The sequence below is a fragment of the Pseudomonas sp. TH32 genome (assembly GCF_016650855.1).
GTDB lineage: Bacteria > Pseudomonadota > Gammaproteobacteria > Pseudomonadales > Pseudomonadaceae > Aquipseudomonas.
In genome coordinates, this window is sequence record NZ_JAEKFA010000002.1 from 4,880,693 (window position 1) to 4,901,680 (window position 20,988).

At 60.3% G+C, this 20,988-nt stretch carries 16 protein-coding genes, 1 tRNA gene and 2 pseudogenes; 11 read left to right on the forward strand and 8 right to left on the reverse strand.

The annotated features are described in order from the left end of the window. Nucleotides 1-11: 11 nt before the first annotated feature. The 3 genes from JFV30_RS26110 to JFV30_RS26120 all read left to right on the forward strand — a co-directional run bounded on the left by JFV30_RS26110 (nucleotide 12) and on the right by JFV30_RS26120 (nucleotide 4,141). The gene (locus JFV30_RS26110; RefSeq protein WP_003211000.1) at nucleotides 12-1,283 is read left to right on the forward strand and encodes a YeaH/YhbH family protein; all 1,272 of its coding nucleotides are present in this window, start codon (nucleotides 12-14) and stop codon (nucleotides 1,281-1,283) included. Beyond that, nucleotides 1,280-2,842: a SpoVR family protein gene (locus JFV30_RS26115; RefSeq protein ID WP_010167279.1), complete on the forward strand. Its 1,563-nt coding sequence runs from the start codon at nucleotides 1,280-1,282 to the stop codon at nucleotides 2,840-2,842. The genes JFV30_RS26110 and JFV30_RS26115 overlap by 4 nt, the downstream gene beginning before the upstream one ends. A gap of 63 nt (nucleotides 2,843-2,905) precedes the next feature. Beyond that, nucleotides 2,906-4,141: a multifunctional CCA addition/repair protein gene (locus tag JFV30_RS26120; protein WP_201125512.1), complete on the forward strand. Its 1,236-nt coding sequence runs from the start codon at nucleotides 2,906-2,908 to the stop codon at nucleotides 4,139-4,141. Here JFV30_RS26120 and folK read toward each other — a convergent pair. Beyond that, nucleotides 4,111-4,629, reverse strand: a complete 519-nt coding sequence (gene folK / locus JFV30_RS26125) for a 2-amino-4-hydroxy-6-hydroxymethyldihydropteridine diphosphokinase (protein ID WP_201125513.1) — start codon at nucleotides 4,627-4,629, stop codon at nucleotides 4,111-4,113. The genes JFV30_RS26120 and folK overlap by 31 nt on opposite strands. Then, a complete protein-coding gene (gene folB / locus JFV30_RS26130) occupies nucleotides 4,620-4,973 on the reverse strand; it encodes a dihydroneopterin aldolase (protein WP_003211007.1) in 354 nt (117 codons plus the stop codon). The genes folK and folB overlap by 10 nt, the downstream gene beginning before the upstream one ends. A 74-nt stretch (nucleotides 4,974-5,047) precedes the next feature. Between folB and plsY the strand changes: the two genes are divergently transcribed. After that, nucleotides 5,048-5,617, forward strand: coding sequence for a glycerol-3-phosphate 1-O-acyltransferase PlsY (gene plsY / locus JFV30_RS26135; protein ID WP_010167285.1), 570 nt, complete (start codon nucleotides 5,048-5,050; stop codon nucleotides 5,615-5,617). A gap of 32 nt (nucleotides 5,618-5,649) precedes the next feature. Here plsY and tsaD read toward each other — a convergent pair whose 3' ends face one another. Further along, nucleotides 5,650-6,675 carry a tRNA (adenosine(37)-N6)-threonylcarbamoyltransferase complex transferase subunit TsaD gene (gene tsaD, locus JFV30_RS26140; protein ID WP_010167287.1) on the reverse strand — a complete coding sequence of 342 codons (1,026 nt, stop codon included), beginning with the start codon at nucleotides 6,673-6,675 and terminating at the stop codon, nucleotides 5,650-5,652. 203 nt (nucleotides 6,676-6,878) lie between these two features. Here tsaD and rpsU point away from each other — a divergent pair, with 203 nt between their 5' ends. The 6 genes and pseudogenes from rpsU (at nucleotide 6,879) to JFV30_RS26170 (ending at nucleotide 16,033) form a co-directional block, all read left to right on the forward strand. Further along, complete coding sequence (gene rpsU, locus JFV30_RS26145; protein WP_002551877.1) at nucleotides 6,879-7,094, forward strand: 30S ribosomal protein S21; 216 nt, start codon at nucleotides 6,879-6,881, stop codon at nucleotides 7,092-7,094. Nucleotides 7,095-7,539: 445 nt separating this feature from the next. Beyond that, nucleotides 7,540-9,500, forward strand: a pseudogene (dnaG, locus tag JFV30_RS26150) (DNA primase). A 67-nt stretch (nucleotides 9,501-9,567) separates the two neighbouring features. After that, nucleotides 9,568-11,418, forward strand: coding sequence for an RNA polymerase sigma factor RpoD (gene rpoD, locus JFV30_RS26155; RefSeq protein ID WP_010167380.1), 1,851 nt, complete (start codon nucleotides 9,568-9,570; stop codon nucleotides 11,416-11,418). A gap of 121 nt (nucleotides 11,419-11,539) precedes the next feature. Beyond that, nucleotides 11,540-15,283, forward strand: a complete 3,744-nt coding sequence (locus JFV30_RS26160; protein ID WP_201125514.1) for a bifunctional diguanylate cyclase/phosphodiesterase — start codon at nucleotides 11,540-11,542, stop codon at nucleotides 15,281-15,283. 15 nt (nucleotides 15,284-15,298) lie between these two features. Further along, a tRNA-Ile gene (locus JFV30_RS26165) sits at nucleotides 15,299-15,375 on the forward strand. A 145-nt stretch (nucleotides 15,376-15,520) separates the two neighbouring features. Next, nucleotides 15,521-16,033: a hypothetical protein gene (locus JFV30_RS26170; protein ID WP_201125515.1), complete on the forward strand. Its 513-nt coding sequence runs from the start codon at nucleotides 15,521-15,523 to the stop codon at nucleotides 16,031-16,033. Nucleotides 16,034-16,123: 90 nt separating this feature from the next. Here the strand turns inward: JFV30_RS26170 and JFV30_RS26175 are convergent, their stop codons facing one another. The 4 genes and pseudogenes from JFV30_RS26175 to JFV30_RS26190 all read right to left on the reverse strand — a co-directional run bounded on the left by JFV30_RS26175 (nucleotide 16,124) and on the right by JFV30_RS26190 (nucleotide 17,554). Next, nucleotides 16,124-16,525, reverse strand: coding sequence for a type II toxin-antitoxin system HicB family antitoxin (locus JFV30_RS26175; RefSeq protein ID WP_201125516.1), 402 nt, complete (start codon nucleotides 16,523-16,525; stop codon nucleotides 16,124-16,126). A 55-nt stretch (nucleotides 16,526-16,580) separates the two neighbouring features. Beyond that, nucleotides 16,581-16,763, reverse strand: a complete 183-nt coding sequence (locus tag JFV30_RS26180) for a type II toxin-antitoxin system HicA family toxin (protein WP_201125517.1) — start codon at nucleotides 16,761-16,763, stop codon at nucleotides 16,581-16,583. 184 nt (nucleotides 16,764-16,947) lie between these two features. Next, nucleotides 16,948-17,112 (reverse strand): annotated as a pseudogene (locus JFV30_RS26185) (amidase); the annotation flags it as partial. Between the two features lie 16 nt (nucleotides 17,113-17,128). Beyond that, nucleotides 17,129-17,554 (reverse strand): VOC family protein, encoded by a 426-nt coding sequence (locus tag JFV30_RS26190; RefSeq protein WP_201125518.1) that lies wholly within the window; start codon nucleotides 17,552-17,554, stop codon nucleotides 17,129-17,131. A gap of 113 nt (nucleotides 17,555-17,667) precedes the next feature. On the opposite strand from JFV30_RS26190, the gene JFV30_RS26195 reads away from it, so the two are divergent. Continuing rightward, nucleotides 17,668-18,534, forward strand: coding sequence for a LysR family transcriptional regulator (locus JFV30_RS26195; protein ID WP_201125519.1), 867 nt, complete (start codon nucleotides 17,668-17,670; stop codon nucleotides 18,532-18,534). Between the two features lie 42 nt (nucleotides 18,535-18,576). Here the strand turns inward: JFV30_RS26195 and JFV30_RS26200 are convergent, their stop codons facing one another. Further along, on the reverse strand, nucleotides 18,577-20,937 hold the full coding sequence (locus tag JFV30_RS26200) for a glucose/quinate/shikimate family membrane-bound PQQ-dependent dehydrogenase (protein WP_201125520.1): 2,361 nt from the start codon (nucleotides 20,935-20,937) through the stop codon (nucleotides 18,577-18,579). Nucleotides 20,938-20,988: the final 51 nt, after the last annotated feature.

Consider the following 20,988-nt stretch of genomic DNA (forward strand, 5'->3'; position numbering starts at 1 on the left):
AGGGCTCCCACATGAGCTATGTGATCGACCGACGTCTCAATGGCAAGAACAAGAGCACGGTAAACCGCCAGCGTTTCCTGCGGCGTTACCGTGACCACATCAAAAAGGCCGTCGAAGAGGCCGTCAGCCGCCGTTCCATCACCGACATGGAGCATGGCGAACAGATCAGCATTCCCGGACGTGACATCGATGAACCGGTGCTGCACCACGGCCGGGGCGGCAAACAGACTGTCGTGCACCCCGGCAACAAGGAATTCACCAGCGGCGAACATATCCAGCGCCCCCAAGGCGGTGCGGGCGGCAAAGGCCCGGGCAAGGCCGGCAACTCTGGCGAAGGCATGGATGAATTCGTGTTCCAGATCACCCAGGAAGAGTTCCTGGAGTTCATGTTCGAAGACCTGGAACTGCCCAACCTGGTCAAACGTAACCTGACCGGTACCGACACCTTCAAAACCGTACGTGCCGGCATCAGCAACGAAGGCAACCCGTCACGGATCAACATCATCCGCACCCTGCGCTCGGCCCATGCGCGACGTATCGCCCTGTCTGGCAGCAGCCGGGCGAAACTGCGGGATGCCAAAGCCGAACTGGAACGCCTGAAACGCGAAGAACCGGACAACTTCGGCGATATTCAGGAAATCGAGGCCGAAATCGCCAAACTCAGCGCACGGATTCACCGCGTGCCGTTTCTCGACACCTTCGACCTGAAGTACAACCTGCTGGTCAAGCAACCCAACCCCAGCTCGAAGGCCGTAATGTTCTGCCTGATGGACGTGTCCGGCTCCATGACCCAGGCGACCAAGGACATCGCCAAGCGCTTCTTCATCCTGCTGTACCTGTTCCTCAAGCGTAACTACGACAAGATCGACGTGGTGTTCATCCGCCATCACACCAGCGCCCGGGAAGTCGACGAAGAGGAGTTCTTCTACTCGCGCGAAACCGGCGGCACCATCGTTTCCAGCGCCTTGAAGCTGATGCAGGAGATCATGGCCGAGCGTTACCCGGCCAACGAGTGGAACATCTACGCCGCCCAGGCTTCCGACGGCGACAACTGGAACGACGACTCGCCGATCTGCCGCGACATCCTGATCAACCAGATCATGCCGTTCGTGCAGTACTACACCTACGTCGAAATCACCCCGCGCGAGCATCAGGCGCTGTGGTTCGAATACGAGCGCATCAGCGAAGCCTTCGCTGACACCTTCGCCCAGCAACAATTGGTCTCGGCCGGCGATATCTATCCGGTCTTCCGTGAACTCTTCCAGCGCAGGTTAGTGACATGACCGCCAAAGAGCATAAGCGCCAACCCATATCCACGGGGTCCGAATGGACCTTCGAACTGATCCAGGCCTATGACCGGGAAATCAGCCGCATCGCGGCGGGTTACGCCCTGGATACTTACCCCAACCAGATCGAAGTGATTACCGCCGAACAGATGATGGACGCCTATGCGTCCGTGGGCATGCCCTTGGGCTATCACCACTGGTCCTACGGCAAACACTTCCTCAGCACTGAAAAGTCCTACACCCGCGGCCAGATGGGCCTGGCCTACGAAATCGTCATCAACTCCGACCCATGCATCGCCTACCTGATGGAAGAAAACACCATCTGCATGCAAGCGCTGGTGGTAGCCCACGCGTGCTATGGGCATAACAGCTTTTTCAAGGGCAACTACCTGTTTCGCACCTGGACCGATGCCAGCTCGATCATCGATTACCTGGTGTTCGCCAAGCAGTACATCATGCAGTGCGAGGAGCGCCACGGCATCGATGCGGTGGAAGACCTGCTGGATTCCTGCCACGCCCTGATGAACTACGGCGTCGACCGCTACAAGCGCCCTTACCCGATCTCCGCCGAAGAAGAACGCTTGCGCCAGAAGGACCGGGAAGAGCACCTGCAAAAGCAGATCAACGACCTGTGGCGCACCATTCCCAAACGCGCCGGCAAGAACAGCGACAAGGACAATGCGCGCTTCCCCGCCGAACCGCAGGAAAACATCCTGTATTTCCTCGAAAAACATGCCCCGTTGCTGGAGCCCTGGCAGCGGGAAATCGTGCGGATCGTGCGCAAGATTGCCCAGTACTTCTATCCACAGCGCCAGACCCAGGTGATGAACGAGGGCTGGGCCACGTTCTGGCACTACACCCTGATGAACGACCTGTACGACGAAGGCCTGGTCACCGACGGCTTCATGATGGAGTTCCTGACCTCCCACACCAGCGTGGTGTTCCAGCCGGGCTTCGACAGCCCTTACTACAGCGGCATCAACCCGTATGCCCTGGGTTTTGCCATGTACCGGGACATCCGGCGCATGTGCGAACACCCCACCGAAGAAGACCGCCGCTGGTTCCCCGACATCGCCGGCAGCGATTGGCTGTCCACCATCAAATTCGCCATGAGCAGCTTCAAGGATGAGAGCTTCATCCTGCAGTACCTGTCTCCCCAGGTGATTCGTGACCTCAAGTTGTTCAGCATCATGGATGACGACCTCAAGGACGATCTGCTGGTACCGGCGATCCATGACGAACCGGGTTACCGCACCATCCGCGAAACCCTGGCGGCGCAGTACAACCTGGGCAACCGCGAACCCAACGTGCAGATCTACAGCATCGACGTACGCGGCGATCGCTCGCTGACCCTGCGCCACCAGCAGCACGACCGCAAACCGCTGGGAGAGTCAACTGAGGAGGTCCTCAAGCACCTGCACCGGTTGTGGGGGTTCGATATCCACCTCGAAACGCTGCAAGGCGATCAGGTGATGAAAACCCACCATGTTCCGCCCCGCAACGACCACAGCGATAACGACTACGGGCGCCTCGACCTGGCCGTTGTGCATCTGTAAAACCGCAAAGCCTCCATTGGCGCGCCACAGGCGTTATCCTGTGCCGCTAATGGAGGCTTTTTCATGCAAATCTACAAAGTCGGTGGTGCGGTACGTGATCGCCTGCTGGGCATCCCCGTTACCGATGTCGACCGCGTCGTAGTCGGTGCTACCACTGAAGAAATGCTCGCCTTGGGCTACAAGCCCGTGGGCGCTGACTTCCCCGTATTCCTTGACCCGAAAAACGGCGACGAGTACGCCCTCGCCCGTACGGAGCGCAAGAGCGGCCGGGGTTATGGCGGGTTTGTGTTTCACGCCAACCCCGAAGTCACCCTGGAAGAAGACCTGATCCGCCGCGACCTGACCATCAACGCCATGGCCGAGGATGACAACGGCAACCTCACCGATCCGTATCACGGCCAGGAAGATCTGGAAGCACGCATTCTGCGCCACGTTTCTCCCGCATTTGCCGAAGATCCGCTCCGTGTCCTGCGCGTTGCCCGCTTTGCTGCGCGTTACGCCAGCCTCGGCTTTGCCGTCGCACCAGAAACCCTGGAGCTGATGCGCGAACTCAGCGACTCCGGCGAACTGGAAGCCCTCACGCCCGAACGCAGCTGGAAGGAGATTTCCCGCGCACTGATGGAAAATCAGCCGCAGGTGTTTATCCAGGTACTGCGCGATTGCGGCGCCCTGAAAACCCTGATGCCGGAAATCGACGCCCTGTTTGGCGTACCGCAGCCCGAAGCTCATCACCCCGAGATTGATACCGGCGTGCACACCCTGAGCGTGCTGGAACAGGCTGCCCTCCATGCCCAACCGCTGACCGTGCGCTGGGCCTGCCTGTTGCACGATCTGGGCAAGGGCATCACGCCTGTGGATAAGTTGCCGCAGCACATTGCCCATGAGCATCACGGCTTGAAGCTGATCAAGGCGGTGAACGAGCGCTTCAAGGTGCCAAGGGATTGCCAGGAACTGGCGCTGCTGGTGGGCGAATATCACACCCATGGCCATCGCGCGCTGGAGCTGAGGCCCTCGACGTTGCTGGAGCTGCTGCAAAGCTTTGACGTTTACCGTCGGCCACAGCGTTTTGAAGAGTTTGTGGTGGCGTGCGAGATGGACGCCCGGGGCCGCAAAGGCCTGGAGCAGAGAAGTTATCCACAGGCGGATTATTTACGTGGCGCGGCGCTGGCGGCCAGAGGTGTGGCGGTCGCGCCGCTACTGGAACAAGGCTTCAAAGGCCCCGAGCTGGGTGAAGCGCTGAAACGCGAACGCCTCAAAGCGTTGAAAGCCTATAAGAGCGCATCCGGCGTCAACGACTGACCCCGCCACTCGAATGCGACCGGCGCCAATACCTGATCGATCTGTGCATCCTGCCAAAGCGCGGCAAATGACTTGCCCGCCTCAGGATGCACACGCTCCGGCGCCATCAACGACAGCGGCCACAGCACAAACGCGTTCTTCAGGATTTCGGCCCGGGGCAGAATCAGGCCATCGAAGTTACCCACCAGCTCGCCGTACAGCAGCACGTCGATGTCCAGCGGCAAACCCTTGCGGTCCGGGGCGTAGCGGCCATTGTCGGCCTCGATGAACTTCAGTCGACGGTCCAGCTCCATCAACGGCAGGTCGGTAAAGGCCGACACCACCAGATTGAAGAATGGCCCGCTCTTGATGCCCACCGGCTGACTTTCAAACACCGGCGAGCAACGAATATCCGTCAGGAAGCCCGCCAGCGCGTCGAGGCCTGCGCACAAGTGCGCCTCACGCTCGATATTGCTGCCAAGGCCAAGGTAAACCTGAGTTAGCGACATCCGCGCTCGATCTCCACGCCCACGCCCTTGGCAGCCGGAACGGCGCCGGGCTTGGTCAGTTTGAGGTGCAGCCAGGGAATCTGGAATTCACTCATCAATACTTCGGCCAGGCGCTCGGCGAAGGTTTCCACCAGCTGGAATTGTGCCTGCTCGGCAAACGCCTGGATGCGGGCGGACACGCTGGCGTAATCCAGGGCCAGGGTCAGGTCGTCACCGGCAGCCGCCGGGCGGTTATCCCAGGCGAAGCTCAGGTCCAGACGCAGGCATTGCCGGATACCGCGCTCCCAGTCGTAGGCCCCGATCACGGTGTCGACTTCCAGGCCTTCGATAAACACTCTGTCCAAGCACTCTTCTCCGCTGCACGACAAGGGCGCGATGCCCCGTTAGAATCAGGGCGTCCTCGCCCGGAATAGTTAGCATGTTTTGGTTACTGGCGACTCTCGCCTACCTGCTCGGCTCGCTGTCCTTCGCCATTTTGCTCAGCCGCCTGACGGGAAATCCCGACCCGCGAATGAGTGGCTCAGGCAATGCCGGCGCCACCAACATGTTGCGCCTGGCCGGCAAGAAACTCGCCGTACTGACGTTGTTCGGCGACGTCTGCAAGGGCCTGTTGCCGGTGCTGATCGCCGACCTGGCCGGGCTTTCGCTGCAACAGCAAGCCTGGATTGGCGTCTGCGCCGTACTCGGCCACCTGTTCCCGCTGTACTTCCGCTTTCGCGGCGGCAAGGGCGTCGCGACAGCGGCCGGCATGCTGCTGGGGATCTACCCACCGGCAGCGCTGCTGGCCATCCTGGCCTGGCTGCTGACGTTCTACCTGACCCGCACCAGCTCGCTGGCCGCACTGATCGCCACGCCCCTGACCCTGCCATTGCTGGCCTGGCAGGCGCCGGCGGCGCTGGTGCCGATGAGCGTGCTTACGCTGCTGATCGTCTGGCGCCACCGGGGCAATTTACGCGACCTGTTTGCCGGGCGCGAACGGCATTTTTAAATACGCCCGCCGAACCTGGCTCACGTTGCCGATTACAACGGCGGCAACTGCTCCATCGGCCAGCGCGCCTGCACGCTGATAGCCAGGCTCTCATGTTGGCCGGCCTGCAAGCGCTGGCAACCGGCATAGGCGATCATCGCGCCGTTATCGGTGCAGAATTCGGGACGGGCATAAAACACATCGCCCTTCATGTCCCCGAGCATTTTCTCCAGTGAGCTGCGCAATGCCTTGTTGGCGCTGACGCCGCCGGCGATCACCAGGCGCTTCATACCCGCCTGCTTCAGGGCCCGCTTGCACTTGATGGTCAAAGTCTCCACCACGGCCTGCTGGAACGCCAGAGAGATGTCGCAACGGGCTTGCTCACTGTCGTCTCCGGCGCTGACGCTCTGCTGCCAGGTGTTCAGGGCAGAGGTTTTCAGGCCGCTGAAGCTGAACATCAGGCCCGGGCGATCACACATCGGACGCGGGAAGGTGTAGCGCCCCGGGATGCCTTTTTCCGCCAGCCGCGCGATTTCCGGGCCGCCTGGATAATTGAGGCCCATCATCTTCGCAGTCTTGTCGAATGCTTCACCGGCGGCATCGTCCAGGCTTTCGCCCAAAAGCGTGTACTGGCCGATTCCGTCCACCTGAACCAGCTGCGTATGGCCACCCGAGACCAACAAAGCGACGAACGGGAACTGCGGCGGATTTTCTTCCAGCATCGGCGCCAATAAATGGCCTTCCATGTGGTGCACGCCGAGGGCCGGAATACCCCAGGCAAAGGCCAGCGCCTGGGCGCAAGAGGCCCCAACCAGCAGGGCTCCGACCAATCCGGGGCCTGCGGTATAAGCAATGGCGTCGATCTCGGTCGGCACGCAGCCCGCCTCGTCCAACACCTGGCGAATCAAAGGCAGCATGCGTTTGACATGGTCACGGCTGGCCAGCTCCGGCACCACGCCACCATAGGCACGATGCAGGTCGATCTGACTGAACAGTGCGTCGGCCAAAAGCCCGCGTTCACTGTCGTAAAGTGCGACACCGGTTTCGTCGCAAGAGGTTTCTAATCCCAGAACTAGCATGGGTTTGCGCCTTGTAGAGGCTGAATTCGAAGGCGCGCATAATAGTCGTCGCTCCCCCTCCCGACTAGCGGTTTTCGATCAGAGGCTTTGCATTCCGGGCAATGAGGGGTTAACATCCGCAACCCTTAAAAACCGACGACCTCAGCCGCGAATTTTTTGCGACGAGAACGTTGATTCCCGGTAATGAAAGAAGGTAGCTCTGGATGCCAGCCGTCAAAGTAAAAGAGAACGAACCCTTCGACGTAGCTCTGCGTCGTTTCAAGCGCTCCTGCGAAAAAGCCGGTGTTCTGGCTGAAGTTCGTAGCCGCGAATTTTATGAGAAGCCAACTTCTGAGCGTAAGCGTAAAGCAGCAGCCGCTGTTAAGCGTCACGCCAAGAAAGTTCAGCGCGAGCAGCGCCGCGCCGTTCGTCTGTACTAATACACAGACGTTCGTAGCAAGCTTCTGCCAAGCCCGGCCCTCAGCCGGGCTGTTGGCATTTGCGGATATCGCTTGATGCTTCACCGTTGACGCCGCACATGCGACTGAAACGAACTGCTTCACACGTCAGGACTGGCTCTTTTGCCAGCGGTGCACGTCTCTTCTGACGAGCCTAACAAGGCTACTGACGAGCACACTTATTTTTTAACAGGCGATCAACAGGTCGGCTGCGCCCACCGTTGAGCTTCCGAGGCCCCCACATGGCCAAGACCGGACTCCCGGGCAACATTTCTACGCCGGGCACTGATCGGAACTAACGTCAGTGAATGTTCGGCAGATACACTTCCTGACAGACCAAGCAGACGACAGTTGATCGAGCCGCACACCCTGCGTGCCTTGAGCACGTTGCGGGCCCTCTTTTACACGCAGTGATGACGAGAACGCCATGGCCGGGCTAATTCCCCAGAGCTTTATTGACGACCTTCTGAACCGCACCGACATCGTCGATGTTGTCAGCTCGCGCCTGCAAATGAAAAAGGCCGGCAAGAACTACACCGCCTGCTGCCCGTTCCACAAGGAAAAGACGCCGTCGTTCAGCGTCAGCCCCGACAAGCAGTTCTACTACTGCTTCGGCTGCGGCGCCGGCGGCAACGCCCTCGGCTTCATCATGGACCACGACAACCTGGACTTTCCCCAGGCCGTCGAGGAACTGGCGAAAGCCGCCGGCATGGAAATCCCCGCGAAGAAAGTGGCCGCCCGCACAAACCGCGACAACCCACCGATTCGCCGCTGTACCCGCTGCTCACCGCCGCCGCCGACTTTTACCGCCAGGCGCTGAAAAGCCACCCGCAGCGCAAAGCCGCCGTCGATTACCTCAAGGGCCGCGGCCTGACCGGTGAAATCGCCCGCGACTTCGGCCTCGGCTTCGCCCCGCCCGGCTGGGACAATCTGTACAAGCACCTGAGCAGCGACACCCTGCAGCAAAAGGCCATGATCGACGCCGGCCTGCTGGTGGAAAACGCCGAGACCGGCAAGCGTTATGACCGTTTCCGCGACCGGGTGATGTTCCCGATCCGTGACAGTCGCGGTCGTATCATCGCGTTCGGCGGCCGAGTGCTGGGGGACGACAAGCCCAAATACCTGAACTCACCGGAAACCCCGGTGTTTCACAAAGGCCAGGAACTCTATGGCCTGTTTGAAGCGCGCAAGAACAACCGCAACCTCGACGAAATCATCGTGGTTGAAGGCTATATGGACGTGATTGCCCTGGCCCAGCAAGGCTTGCGCAACGCCGTGGCCACCCTTGGCACCGCGACCAGCGAAGAACACTTGAAGCGCCTGTTTCGCGTGGTGCCCAACGTATTGTTCTGCTTCGACGGCGACCAGGCTGGCCGCAATGCGGCATGGCGCGCCCTTGAATCGACGCTGTCGAGCCTGCAGGACGGGCGGCGCGCGCGCTTCCTGTTCCTGCCCGAAGGCGAAGACCCGGACACCCTGGTCCGCTCCGAAGGCACCGACGCGTTCCGCGCGCGCATCAACCAACATGCACAACCGCTGGCCGATTATTTTTTCCAGCAACTGACCGAAGAGTCCGACCCGCGCTCCCTCGAAGGCAAGGCCCACATGGTCACCCTCGCGGCACCGCTGATCGACAAGGTTCCGGGGGCCAACCTGCGGACGCTGATGCGTCAGCGCCTGCTGGAAATTACCGGTTTGAGTGGCGAGGCCGTCAGCCAGCTGGTGCACAGCGCACCGCAAGAGGCACCGCCGGCCTACGACCCGGGCATGGATTACGACGCCATGCCGGACTATTCCGACTTCCACCAACCGCAGGAGGCCTACACGCCCCAGCAGGAGTGGACACCGAAGAAACCCGGCGCCGGCGGCAAGAAATGGGACAAGAAACCCTGGGACAAAAACGGTAAACGTGGCGGTGACCGTGACGAACCGCGCGGCCCGCGCGTCCCAGCAGCAGTAGAGCCACCCACCATGGCGGCCCTGCGTACGTTATTGCACCACCCGCAGCTGGCACAAAAAGTCGAAGACGCGGGGCACTTTGCGGCCGAAGACCACACCAATACACAACTGTTGGTGGCCCTGCTCGAAGCCGTACAGAAGAATCCTAAGCTAAACTCATTCCAGCTGATTGCACGCTGGCACGGCACTGAACAGGGCCGCTTGCTGAAGGCATTGGCAGAAAAGGAATGGCTGATTGATGGCGATAACCTTGAACAACAGTTTTTCGACACCATTACTAGCTTGGTAGCTCGTCAACGCGAGCGAAACCTGGAACAACTTCTTCGAAAAGCGCGTCAGAGTGAATTGACCGCCGAAGAGAAAAATCAACTGCGCGACCTTTTAAGTCGCAATGTTTCCGCATCAAACCCGACCTCAGCTGGCGTGTGAGGTCATAGCTCGGGTATAATCCTCGGCTTGTTTTTTGCCCGCCAAGACCTTCAGTGGATAGGGTGTTATGTCCGGAAAAGCGCAACAGCAGTCTCGTATCAAAGAGTTGATCACCCTTGGTCGTGAGCAGAAGTATCTGACTTACGCAGAGGTCAACGACCACCTGCCTGAGGATATTTCAGATCCAGAGCAGGTGGAAGACATCATCCGCATGATTAATGACATGGGGATCCCCGTACACGAGAGTGCTCCGGATGCGGACGCCCTTATGTTGGCCGACGCCGATACCGACGAGGCAGCCGCTGAAGAAGCAGCCGCCGCGTTGGCAGCGGTCGAGACCGACATCGGTCGCACGACTGACCCTGTGCGCATGTATATGCGCGAAATGGGTACGGTAGAGCTGCTGACACGTGAAGGCGAAATCGAAATCGCCAAACGTATCGAAGAGGGCATCCGTGAAGTGATGGGCGCAATCGCGCACTTCCCAGGCACGGTTGACCACATTCTCTCCGAGTACACTCGCGTCACCACCGAAGGTGGCCGCCTGTCCGACGTCCTGAGCGGTTATATCGACCCGGACGACGGCATTGCGCCACCTGCGGCTGAAGTTCCGCCACCGATCGATGCCAAGGCTGCGAAAGCAGACGACGATACCGATGATGACGAAGCTGAAGCCAGCACCGATGACGAAGAAGAAGTCGAAAGCGGTCCGGATCCGATCATCGCAGCCCAGCGTTTCGGCGCGGTCTCCGATCAGATGGAACTGGCCCGCAAGGCCCTGAAGAAGCACGGTCGCGGCAGCAAGCAGGCAACTGCTGAACTGCTGGCCCTGGCTGAACTCTTCATGCCGATCAAACTGGTACCGAAGCAATTCGAAGGCCTGGTTGAGCGGGTTCGTAGCGCCCTTGAGCGTCTGCGTGCACAAGAGCGTGCGATCATGCAGCTCTGTGTCCGTGATGCGCGCATGCCGCGTGCCGATTTCCTGCGTCAGTTCCCGGGCAACGAAGTCGACGAAAGCTGGACCGACGCACTGGCCAAAGGCAAAAGCAAATACGCTGAAGCCATTGGTCGTTTCCAGGCCGACATCGTTCGTTGCCAGCAGAAGCTGACTGCATTGCAGACCGAAACCGGTCTGACGATTGCCGAGATCAAGGACATCAACCGTCGCATGTCGATCGGTGAGGCCAAGGCCCGCCGCGCGAAGAAAGAGATGGTTGAAGCGAACTTGCGTCTGGTGATCTCCATCGCCAAGAAGTACACCAACCGTGGCCTGCAATTCCTCGATCTGATCCAGGAAGGCAACATCGGCTTGATGAAGGCTGTGGACAAGTTCGAATACCGTCGCGGCTACAAGTTCTCGACTTATGCCACCTGGTGGATCCGTCAGGCGATCACTCGCTCGATCGCCGACCAGGCCCGCACCATCCGTATTCCGGTGCACATGATCGAGACGATCAACAAGCTCAACCGTATTTCCCGGCAGATGTTGCAGGAAATGGGTCGCGAACCGACCCCGGAAGAGCTGGGCGAACGCATGGAAATGCCTGAGGATAAAATCCGCAAGGTATTGAAGATCGCTAAAGAGCCGATCTCCATGGAAACCCCGATCGGTGATGACGAAGACTCCCATCTGGGTGACTTCATCGAAGACTCGACCATGCAGTCGCCAATCGATGTGGCTACCGTTGAGAGCCTGAAAGAAGCGACTCGCGACGTACTGTCCGGCCTCACTGCCCGTGAAGCCAAGGTACTGCGCATGCGCTTCGGCATCGACATGAATACCGACCACACCCTTGAGGAGGTTGGTAAGCAGTTCGACGTTACCCGTGAGCGGATTCGTCAGATCGAAGCCAAGGCGCTGCGCAAGCTGCGCCACCCGACGAGAAGCGAGCATTTGCGCTCCTTCCTCGACGAGTGATCACAAAAACCCCGGCCCAGGCCGGGGTTTTTGCTTTCTACAGTTTAAATTCTCCCCGCCTCACCTCCCCCGCAATGCCCGTCTACACTCGAAACATTCCCCGTGCCATAACGAGACCGTTATGCCCAGATTGCCGACCGTGTTACTGCTGTCGCTGCTGACCTGGACCGCAACGGCTGGCGCGTTGACTCTCACTGATGAAGAGCGTGTCTGGTTGGCGGACCACCAAGAGTTGCGCCTGGGCGTCGATGCGTCTTGGCCACCCTTTGAATACCGCGATGAAGACGGTCGTTACCAGGGCCTGGCCGCTGATTACGTGCGACTGATGCAGGATCGCCTTGGGGTCCGGCTGAAGCTGATTGAGCCGGTGAACTGGAGCGCGGTGCTGGAGCAGGCCCGCAACAACCAACTCGACCTGCTTCCGGGCATCATGTCCACGCCGGAACGCCAGGGCTTTCTGTCGTTTACCCGGCCTTATCTCGACTTCCCCATTGTCATCCTCGCCCATGAAGGCGGCCCGCAACCGCGCAACCTCAAGGACCTGTATGGGCTGAAGGTGGCCGTGGTGGAAAACTACGCCCCTCACGAACTGCTGCGCACTCACCACCCGGACCTCAACCTGGTGGCCATGCCCAACGTCAGCTCAACGCTGCAGGCCCTGGCCACCGACAAGGTCGATGCGGTAGTCGGCGACCTGGCGTCCAGCGTATGGAGCCTGCGCCAGCTCAAGCTGGAAGGCTTATACGTCAGTGGCGAAACGCCCTACCGATATCAATTGGCCATGGGCGTACCCAAGGACGACAAGATGCTGGTAGGCATCCTCGATAAAGTCCTGGCCGACATCAGCCCGGCCGAGACCGAGGCTATCCAGCAACGCTGGGTCGGCAATGTCATCGACCACCGCACACTCTGGACCGACGTGCTGCTCTACGGGCTGCCCGCAGTGCTGTTACTGAGCACTGTGCTGGCCGTGGTTATCCGGATCAACCGCCGGCTCAGCTCGGAGATTTCCCGCCGGGTCGCCCTCGAACAGGAATTGCGCAGCAGCGAATACCATTATCGTGGCCTGGTGGAGAGCCTTTCCGCGATCGCCTGGGAAGCCAGCATCAGCGATTTCACCTACAGCTACGTGTCGCCCCACGCCGAGGAACTGCTGGGTTATCCGCGGGCCCATTGGCTGATCCCGGGCTTCTGGCGCAACATCATTCACCCCGCCGACCTGACCCGCACAGAGTCCTATTGCTACGCAGAAACCCGAGCCAACCGCGACCACAGTGTCGACTACCGGGTGATCACCGCCGATGGCCGCTGCCTGTGGGTGCGGGATATCGTCAGCCTGATCGAACACGGCCACGAGCCGGTACTGCGCGGCCTGATGATCGACATCAGCGAAGCCAAGCGCACCGAGGAAGCGTTGCAGCTTTCGGAGCAGAAATTTGCCTCGGTATTCCAGCAATGCCCGGACATCCTGGTGATCGCCCGGCTGTCCGACGGCTGCCTGATGGAGGTCAATAAAGCCTTCGAAGACCAGATCGGCCTGAGCGCCGAAGAAGTCGTGGGAAAAACCGCCACCGAACTGAATATCTGGGGCATTCAAGGTGTAGGCCCCGGCCTGCTGCAACGGGTACAGACCACCAGCATCCGCAACCTGGAAATGCCGTTCCTGCGCAGCAACGGCCAGGCCTTCACCGGGCTGATTTCCGCCGAACCGTTTCAACTCGACACCATCGAAGCCCTGGTGGTGGTGGTGCGCGACATCACCCAACTGAAAGAAACCCAGCAGCGCCTGCAAACCTCTGAAGAGAAGTTCGCCAAGGCCTTCCACGCCTCGCCCGATGGCCTGCTGCTGTCGCGCCAAAGCGATGGCCTGCTGATTGAGGTCAACGAAGGCTTCAGCCGCATAACCGGCTTCAACAGCGTGATGTCACTGGACCAGTCCACCCTGGACCTCGGCATCTGGGTCGACCTGAACGAACGCAAGGAGATGCTGGAGCGCCTGCAACGGGATGGGTTTGTCCGCGACTTTGTCTGCCACATCCGCCGCAACGACGGCGAGATTCGCTTGTGTGAAGTCTCCAGCCGCCCACTGCCCATCGGCGATGAGGACTGCATGCTGACCATCGCCCGGGACATCACCGAGCGCCAACTGATGCAGGAAAAACTGCAACAGGCCGCCACCGTCTTCGAGAGCACGGCTGAAGGCGTACTGATCACTGACACCCGGCAAAACATCAGCGCCGTGAACCGCGCCTTCAGCGAGATCACCGGCTACAGCGAAGCCGAAGCCCTCGGCCAAACCCCGCGTTTGCTTGCCTCCGGCCTGCACGACAGCGCCTTCTACGCGGCCATGTGGCACCAACTGACAGCCAACGGCCACTGGCAGGGCGAGATCTCCAACCGACGCAAGAACGGCGAGCTGTACCCCAGCTGGCTGACCATCAGCGCGGTGCGCAATCGTGAGCAGTCGATCACCCACTTTGTCGCCGTGTTTGCCGACATCTCCAGCCTCAAGCACGCCCAGGCGCGCCTCGATTACCAGGCCCACCACGACCCGCTGACCGGCCTGCCCAACCGCACCCTGTTCGAAAGCCGCCTGCAGGCCGCCCTCAACCATCAACAGGAAACCGGCAGCCAGGGCGCCGTGCTGTTCCTCGACCTCGACCGTTTCAAACACATCAACGACAGCCTCGGCCACCCGATTGGCGACCTGCTGCTCAAGGACATCGCGGTGCGCCTCAAGGACCAACTGCGTGACGTCGACACCGTTGCGCGCCTGGGCGGCGACGAATTCATCATCCTGTTGCCCGGCCTGCAACAAGCCAGCGACGCCGAACACCTGGCCAATAAACTGCTGGCCTGCTTCACCCCGCCGTTCCAGGCGGGCGAGCATGAGTTCTTTATCAGCGCCAGCATCGGCACCAGCCTGTACCCACGGGACGGCGTCGACGTCGCGACCCTGGTGAAAAACGCCGACGCCGCCATGTACCGCTCCAAGGCCAAAGGCCGCAACCGCGTCGAAAGCTACACCGAGGACCTCACCGCCCAGGCCAACGAACGGGTGGCGCTGGAGCACGAACTGCGCCGGGCGATCGAGCGCGACGAACTGTTCCTCTACTACCAGCCAAAACTGAGCCTCAACACCCAACAACTGATCGGCGCCGAAGCGCTGATTCGCTGGCTCCACCCCACCTTTGGCGAAGTGCCGCCCGAGCACTTCATCGCACTGGCCGAAGAGAACGGCATGATCCTGCAGATTGGCGACTGGGTACTGGAACAGGCCTGCCGGCAAATGCACGACTGGAGAGAGGTCTTTGATGACTTCGGCCCACTGTCCGTCAACCTCGCCGGCGCGCAACTGCGCCACCCCAACCTGCTCGCACGCATCGAACAACTGCTGCGGGACAACCACCTCGAGCCCGGCTGCCTGCAACTGGAAATCACCGAAAACTTCATCATGAGCCAGGCCGAGGAAGCACTGGAGGTGCTGCACCAACTCAAGGGCCTGGGCGTGCAACTGGCCATTGATGACTTCGGCACCGGCTACTCGTCCCTCAGCTACCTGAAGCGCCTGCCGCTGGACTTCCTGAAGATCGACCAATCCTTCGTCCGCGGCCTGCCCGATGACCCACACGACGCGGCCATCGTGCGCGCCATCATTGCCCTGGGCCACAGCATGCAATTCACCATTATCGCCGAAGGCGTGGAAACGCCTGCCCAGCAAGCGTTCCTGGCGGCTGAAGGCTGCGAACAGATGCAAGGCTACATCGTCAGCCTGCCGCTGCCGCCGGACGTTTTCGCCGCGACGTTCCTTCGCATGAGTGTTTCGGACTTTTCGGATGGCACAGCGAAGAAACCATCGCTATAATCCGCGGCCTACTGAGGGCCTATAGCTCAGTTGGTTAGAGCAGGGGACTCATAATCCCTTGGTCGTAGGTTCGAGTCCTACTGGGCCCACCATCTTGAAAGCCGCGCATTGCGCGGCTTTGTCGTTTCTGGCGCCTGAGGCGTTCAGCCATGAAACATTAGTTAGTTGTCCCGCACGGCTACGGCTAAGACCATGATTCCCAGTCAACGCCACTCCAGCACGAGGGAAACTTGTTCCATGCATCCGAAGAAACGTTCGCCGCACAACCCAATCCACAGCCTGGGCATGCGTGCCGCGGCCACCGTCGCAATCACCCTCGCCACCTTGAGCGGCGCACAAGCCGCCCCCTCCAACACTGACACCATCAAGGCATTCAAGCTGTGCACGGGCGCCGACAACAACTCCCACGTACTGGAAGGCACCATCGACCAGAGCATGCGCAATGACGTGACTGCTATTCACTTCAAGCAAACTGCGGCGCACTCTTCCTACAGCTGGCATAACGACCCGGAGCCTCAGTACGTGATGACGCTGTCCGGCACGCTGGCGTTCGTGACGCGCGGCGGTGAGAAGTTCACGCTGCACCCGGGTGAAGTGCTGATTGCCGAAGACAATACCGGCACAGGCCATCGCTGGAATCTGGTGGACGATCAACCGTGGCGACGCGGGTACGTGGTGCTGAAGCCTGGCGCGCCGGACTCGTTCATCCCGAACGATCCTGCTGCTGCGAAGGTGTGCAAGGGGTCGTAGTCTCGCTGAGCACACCACCTCGGATAAAAGAAAGGCTTACGCATTGCGGCGTAAGCCTTTTTTGTACTGTGTGTTTCTCTCAGCCCGTTATCAAACGGAAAGTTCGCGCAGCGCGGCCGTCGCGAGGAACCCTGAGCGTGAGGCATAGCGATGGTCTTTTTGCACTCGCTCATCGATACGATTCAACAGCTGCTCCGGCAATGAGGCGTTGAACCTCACAGACTTGCCGAGGTAAGGAGTGAGATCAAAGTCGATTACCGCCCACACCCCACCAGCAAAGTCGGGATTCTCCAAGTGGAAGTCGACTTCTCTCGCCTGGGGAAGCGGCTCCGCATCAGCAACCAATCCTTCCAGATGCAGCGCCAAGGCTTCACGGACGTTATCCAGAGCTTCCGAGAACGTAGTGCCGGCCGAAAAGCAACCTGGAACGTCCGGGACTGTCACGCTGTAATCTGAATCAGCGTCTTTGTGTATCACCACTGGAAATTTCATTTTTCCTCCTTTGAATGAGCCGCAGCGGGATCATTCACCACATAACCTACGGTCATCACTTAACGCCTGCTGATTTCAAAATGCTGTGCAAAGTACCCTTGGCTATCTCTGATTTAGGATGAGGTACCGTCACCCTGCCTGGCTTGGTTGGGTGCTTGAATTGATGGTGACTGCCTTTCACCGCTACCTCAAAGCATCCATCCGCCATCAGCGAGTCAATCACCTCTCTGCGTCTCATTGCAGCTGCTCCACAGTGTGTGTCTTACACACCGAAGGTGTCCTGCAGCACTTTTTATACACACAAGACACACCAATGAAAAAGCCCGCTCATTTCTGAGCGGGCTCATGCGAAAAATATGATGACTACGTCTATCGCCGCTTCGCCAGCGAACTAATGTCAGTTTTTGTGCCCCGGTTGATTCTCAACTTACCAGCGCATCAACAATGACTTGCGCCGTACCTAGCAACGGCGCATCCCCTCTAAATGCCCCAATCACCTGCAACCCCACCGGCGCCAACATCCCACATGAAACACCCAACATCGCATCAAACGGCTGGCAGATCTGCGCGAGCTGCGGGGCGAATTGATTCATCGACGCCCCCTCACTTGGCAAACAACTGCCCAATATCCTTGAACGCCTTGAACTCCAGCGCATTGCCGCAAGGGTCGAACAGAAACAACGTCGCCTGCTCACCCACCTGGCCCTTGAAGCGAATATGCGGCTCCAACACAAACCGGGTGTTGCGCGCCTGCAGACGCTCGGCCAGCGCATGCCAATCATCCCAACTCAGCACCACGCCAAAATGCGGCACCGGCACATCGTGGCCGTCCACTGCATTGGTGTGCGCCGCCTCTTGAGAAGCAGTTTTCGGATGCTCATGAATAACCAGTTGATGGCCGAAGAAGTCGAAGTCGACCCAGTGATCACTGGCCCGCCCCTCCTTCAGGCCAAACACCTCACCGTAAAACTGCCGCGCAGCCGCCAGGTCGAATACCGGAATTGCCAGGTGAAAAGGAGCCAGTGCCATCAGGTCTAACCTCTGTGGGTATTAAGTCCTTCCGAGTCTAGCCTTGCCGTAACCGATGGAAAGACGATAGTTTTCGCATCGAGCTCAAATTATTTCGATCAATCGAGACGCCCATGCTGCGGGAACTGAAAACTTTTATTGCCGTCACCCGCCATGGCACATTCGCCGCAGCGGGCATGCACATCGGGCTGACGCAGTCGGCGGTCAGCGCGCAGATCCGCCAGTTGGAGCAGGTGCTTGGCGTGCAGTTGTTCGATCGCACCGGGCGCCAGGCCACGCTGAATGCGGCGGGCATCCGCGCGCTGCCGCTGGCCAAGGAAATTCTCGAGACGTTTAACCGCATGGCCGTGCCGGTGGACGCCAATGAATACCGTGGCGAGTTGAAAGTCGGCGCCATCACCACCGCCCAGACCGGCCTGCTACCCCAAGCCCTGGTGCGCCTGCGACACGCGGCGCCGACGGTGGAGTGCAAGTTGGTGCCGGGGGTTTCCCTGGAGCTGCTCAGCCAGGTGGACGCGGGCGAACTGGACTCGGCGATCATCATTCGCCCGCCCTTTGATTTGCCCAAGGAGCTGCACGTGCAGGTGCTGCGCAAGGAGCCGTTTGTGCTGATCGTGCCGCAAACGGTCAAGGGTGATGACCCGCTGCAGCTGCTCGCCGCTAAGCCCCATGTGCGCTACGACCGTGCTTCGTTTGGCGGGCGGCTGGTCAGTCGTTTTCTGCGGGAACAGCGGTTGGACGTGCAGGTTGCGCTGGAGCTGGACGAGATAGAAGCCCTCGTCAAGATGGTCGAATGCGGGCTGGGCGTTTCACTGGTTCCCCACGCGGGACTCTGGCTGGACCGATCCCCGCAGGTGCGGGTCATCCCGCTGGGCGAACTGACCTTTCACCGGGAAATCATCCTGCTGAGCCGCTACAGCCAACGTAACCTTCCCGTGCCGCAACTCTTTGCCCGGTGCCTGCTGGCTGACGTGAGCTAAGCCGCAAAAAAAAGCCGCACATCCGTGCGGCTTTTTCAGGCCCTATTTCTTGGGCAACGCATAGGCAATCACATAATCCCCGCGGTCAGGCGACTGTCGCGCGCCGCCGGCGGTGAGCACGATGTACTGCGTGCCCGTCTTGGGCGACACGTAGGTCATCGGCCCGGATTGGCTACCGACAGGCAACCGGGACTTCCAGATTTCGTTGCCGTTGCCGGTATCGAACGCGCGCAGGTAGAAGTCCTGGGTACCGGCGAAGAACAACAGGCCAGACTGGGTCGCCAGCGACGCGCCGAGGGTTGGCATGCCAATCGGAATCGGCATGTGCATGCGGATGCCCAGCGGCCCGGTGTCTTCAACCGTGCCCACCGGCACTTGCCACATCAGCTTGTGGGTTTTCAGGTCTATCGCAGACATCGTGCCGAACGGCGGTTTCTGACACGGAATGCCCGCTGCCGAGAGGAAGCGCTCACGCATGGCGCCAAACGGCGTACCGGCCTGCGGCACCACACCCATCTCGATGCCGCTGGCACCGGCTGCGATCTTGTCGCGCGGGATCATGTAGTTGGCCAAACCCAGGCGCATGTCGTTGACGAACATGTAATTGGTGTTCGGGTCCACCGACACGCTGCCCCAGTTCATACCGCCCAGCGAACCCGGGAATTGCAGCGCCCGGTCCAGGCCAGGCGGCGTATAGACGCCCTCATGCCGCATGCCTTTGAACTGGATGCGGCACATCAACTGGTCAAACGGTGTGGCGCCCCACATATCGGATTCGGTCAGTTGCTGATTGCCAATCGACGGCATGTCCACCGAGAACGGCTGGGTCGGCGAATACCGCTCGCCGGGCACATTGCCCTGAGGCACCGGACGCTCTTCGACCCGGGCGATGGGCACGCCGGTTTCGCGGTTGAGCAGGAAGATTTCACCTTGCTTGGTGACTTGAGCCAGGGCCGGCTGTACGCCGCCGTTTCCATCCGGAATATCGTAGAGCAGCGGTTGCGCCGGCAGGTCGAAATCCCACAGGTCATGGTGCGTGGTCTGGAAGTGCCAGCGCACCTGGCCGGTCTTCACGTCGATGGCGACGATGGAGGAACTCCACTTGTCGTCATAGGCAGTACGCTCACCGGCAAAGAAGTCCGGGGTAGCGTTACCGGTGGGCAGGTAGACCAGGCCGAGCTTCGCGTCGTAGGACATGGCCGACCACACGTTCGGCGTACCCCGGGTGTAGGTCTCGCCCGCAGGTGGCCGTTTGGTGGTGTTCGGGTTGCCCGGGTCCCAGGCCCACACCAGTTCGCCGCTGTGCACGTCAAAGGCGCGCACCACGCCTGGCGGTTCGCCGGTGGAGAAGTTGTCTGCCACGCGGCCGCCGACGATCACCACATTGCCCGCCACCAGTGGCGTCGAGGTTTGCTGGTAATAACCAGCCTTCACTTCGCCCATGTCGGTTTTCAGGTCGATGGTGCCGTGGTCGCCGAAGTCTTCGCAGGGCGCGCCGGTTTCAGCATTGATCGCAATCAACCGGGCATCGCCGGTCGGCAGAAACAGACGTTTCACACAGGCTTTAGCGCTGGCCGGTTGCTCGCTGGCGCTGCTGTCGAAATAACCCAGGCCCCGGCAACGCTGCCAGTTGGGACCGCTGCCCTGTGGGTCGAATTTCCAGCGCTGGGCGCCGGTGTCGGCATCCAGGGAGAAGACTTTGCCGTAGGCGGTGCACACGTAAACGCTGTCACCGATCTGCAGCGGGGTGTTCTGGTCTTCGGCGCCGGCGCCGTTGCTTTCAGGGATGTCGCCGGTGTGAAAGGTCCAGGCCACCTGCAACTTGTCGATGTTGCCTTTGTTGATCTGGTCCAGCGCGGCAAACCGATTGCCGGCGGTGGTATTGCCCCAGTGGGCCCAGTCTTTTTGCTCGGTGCCCGGTGTCACCGCAGTCACCGCAGGCTCACTGCTGGCCTTGACCACGTGAGTCGGCACAAACATGTACGCCAGGGTGGCGACCACGCCAAGGCCCAGCAGCCCGGCGACGCCATAAGCACCACGCCCGGGAGTCGACCCCGAGGCGCGGGCGAGTTGTGGATAAATCAGTGCGACCACCAGGCCGATGACGGCAAAGGTCAGGACCCGCGACACCAAAGGCCAGTATTCCAGGCCCGTGTCCCACACTGCCCAGATCGCGGTCAGCACCAAGGCCACGGCGTATAGCCACGCGCCTTGAGGCTTGCGCTTGGCGATCAGCACGCCGGAGACAAGCATCGCCAGGCCCATCAGCAGGAAATACCAACTGCCACCCAGCGCCACGAGGTAACCGCCACCGCCCGCCAAACCCAGGCCGATCAACGCGATCAGCAGGCCCAGCCCCATCAGCAAAAATCTGCTGCCGGTGGCAGCCCCAAAGTTATTCATTTCGCAAACGTCCTTCCCGTATACCTAACGGGAAATAATGTACCAAATAGT

Excerpts from the sequence above, each read along its gene's own strand:
- JFV30_RS26110 (WP_003211000.1), top strand. The coding sequence starts at position 12 with ATGAGCTATGTGATCGACCGACGTCTCAATGGCAAGAACAAGAGCACG.
- JFV30_RS26115 (WP_010167279.1), top strand. The coding sequence starts at position 1,280 with ATGACCGCCAAAGAGCATAAGCGCCAACCCATATCCACGGGGTCCGAA.
- JFV30_RS26120 (WP_201125512.1), top strand. The coding sequence starts at position 2,906 with ATGCAAATCTACAAAGTCGGTGGTGCGGTACGTGATCGCCTGCTGGGC.
- folK (WP_201125513.1), bottom strand. The coding sequence starts at position 4,629 with ATGTCGCTAACTCAGGTTTACCTTGGCCTTGGCAGCAATATCGAGCGT.
- plsY (WP_010167285.1), top strand. The coding sequence starts at position 5,048 with ATGTTTTGGTTACTGGCGACTCTCGCCTACCTGCTCGGCTCGCTGTCC.
- tsaD (WP_010167287.1), bottom strand. The coding sequence starts at position 6,675 with ATGCTAGTTCTGGGATTAGAAACCTCTTGCGACGAAACCGGTGTCGCA.
- rpsU (WP_002551877.1), top strand. The coding sequence starts at position 6,879 with ATGCCAGCCGTCAAAGTAAAAGAGAACGAACCCTTCGACGTAGCTCTG.
- rpoD (WP_010167380.1), top strand. The coding sequence starts at position 9,568 with ATGTCCGGAAAAGCGCAACAGCAGTCTCGTATCAAAGAGTTGATCACC.
- JFV30_RS26160 (WP_201125514.1), top strand. The coding sequence starts at position 11,540 with ATGCCCAGATTGCCGACCGTGTTACTGCTGTCGCTGCTGACCTGGACC.
- JFV30_RS26170 (WP_201125515.1), top strand. The coding sequence starts at position 15,521 with ATGCATCCGAAGAAACGTTCGCCGCACAACCCAATCCACAGCCTGGGC.
- JFV30_RS26175 (WP_201125516.1), bottom strand. The coding sequence starts at position 16,525 with ATGAAATTTCCAGTGGTGATACACAAAGACGCTGATTCAGATTACAGC.
- JFV30_RS26180 (WP_201125517.1), bottom strand. The coding sequence starts at position 16,763 with ATGAGACGCAGAGAGGTGATTGACTCGCTGATGGCGGATGGATGCTTT.
- JFV30_RS26190 (WP_201125518.1), bottom strand. The coding sequence starts at position 17,554 with ATGGCACTGGCTCCTTTTCACCTGGCAATTCCGGTATTCGACCTGGCG.
- JFV30_RS26195 (WP_201125519.1), top strand. The coding sequence starts at position 17,668 with ATGCTGCGGGAACTGAAAACTTTTATTGCCGTCACCCGCCATGGCACA.
- JFV30_RS26200 (WP_201125520.1), bottom strand. The coding sequence starts at position 20,937 with ATGAATAACTTTGGGGCTGCCACCGGCAGCAGATTTTTGCTGATGGGG.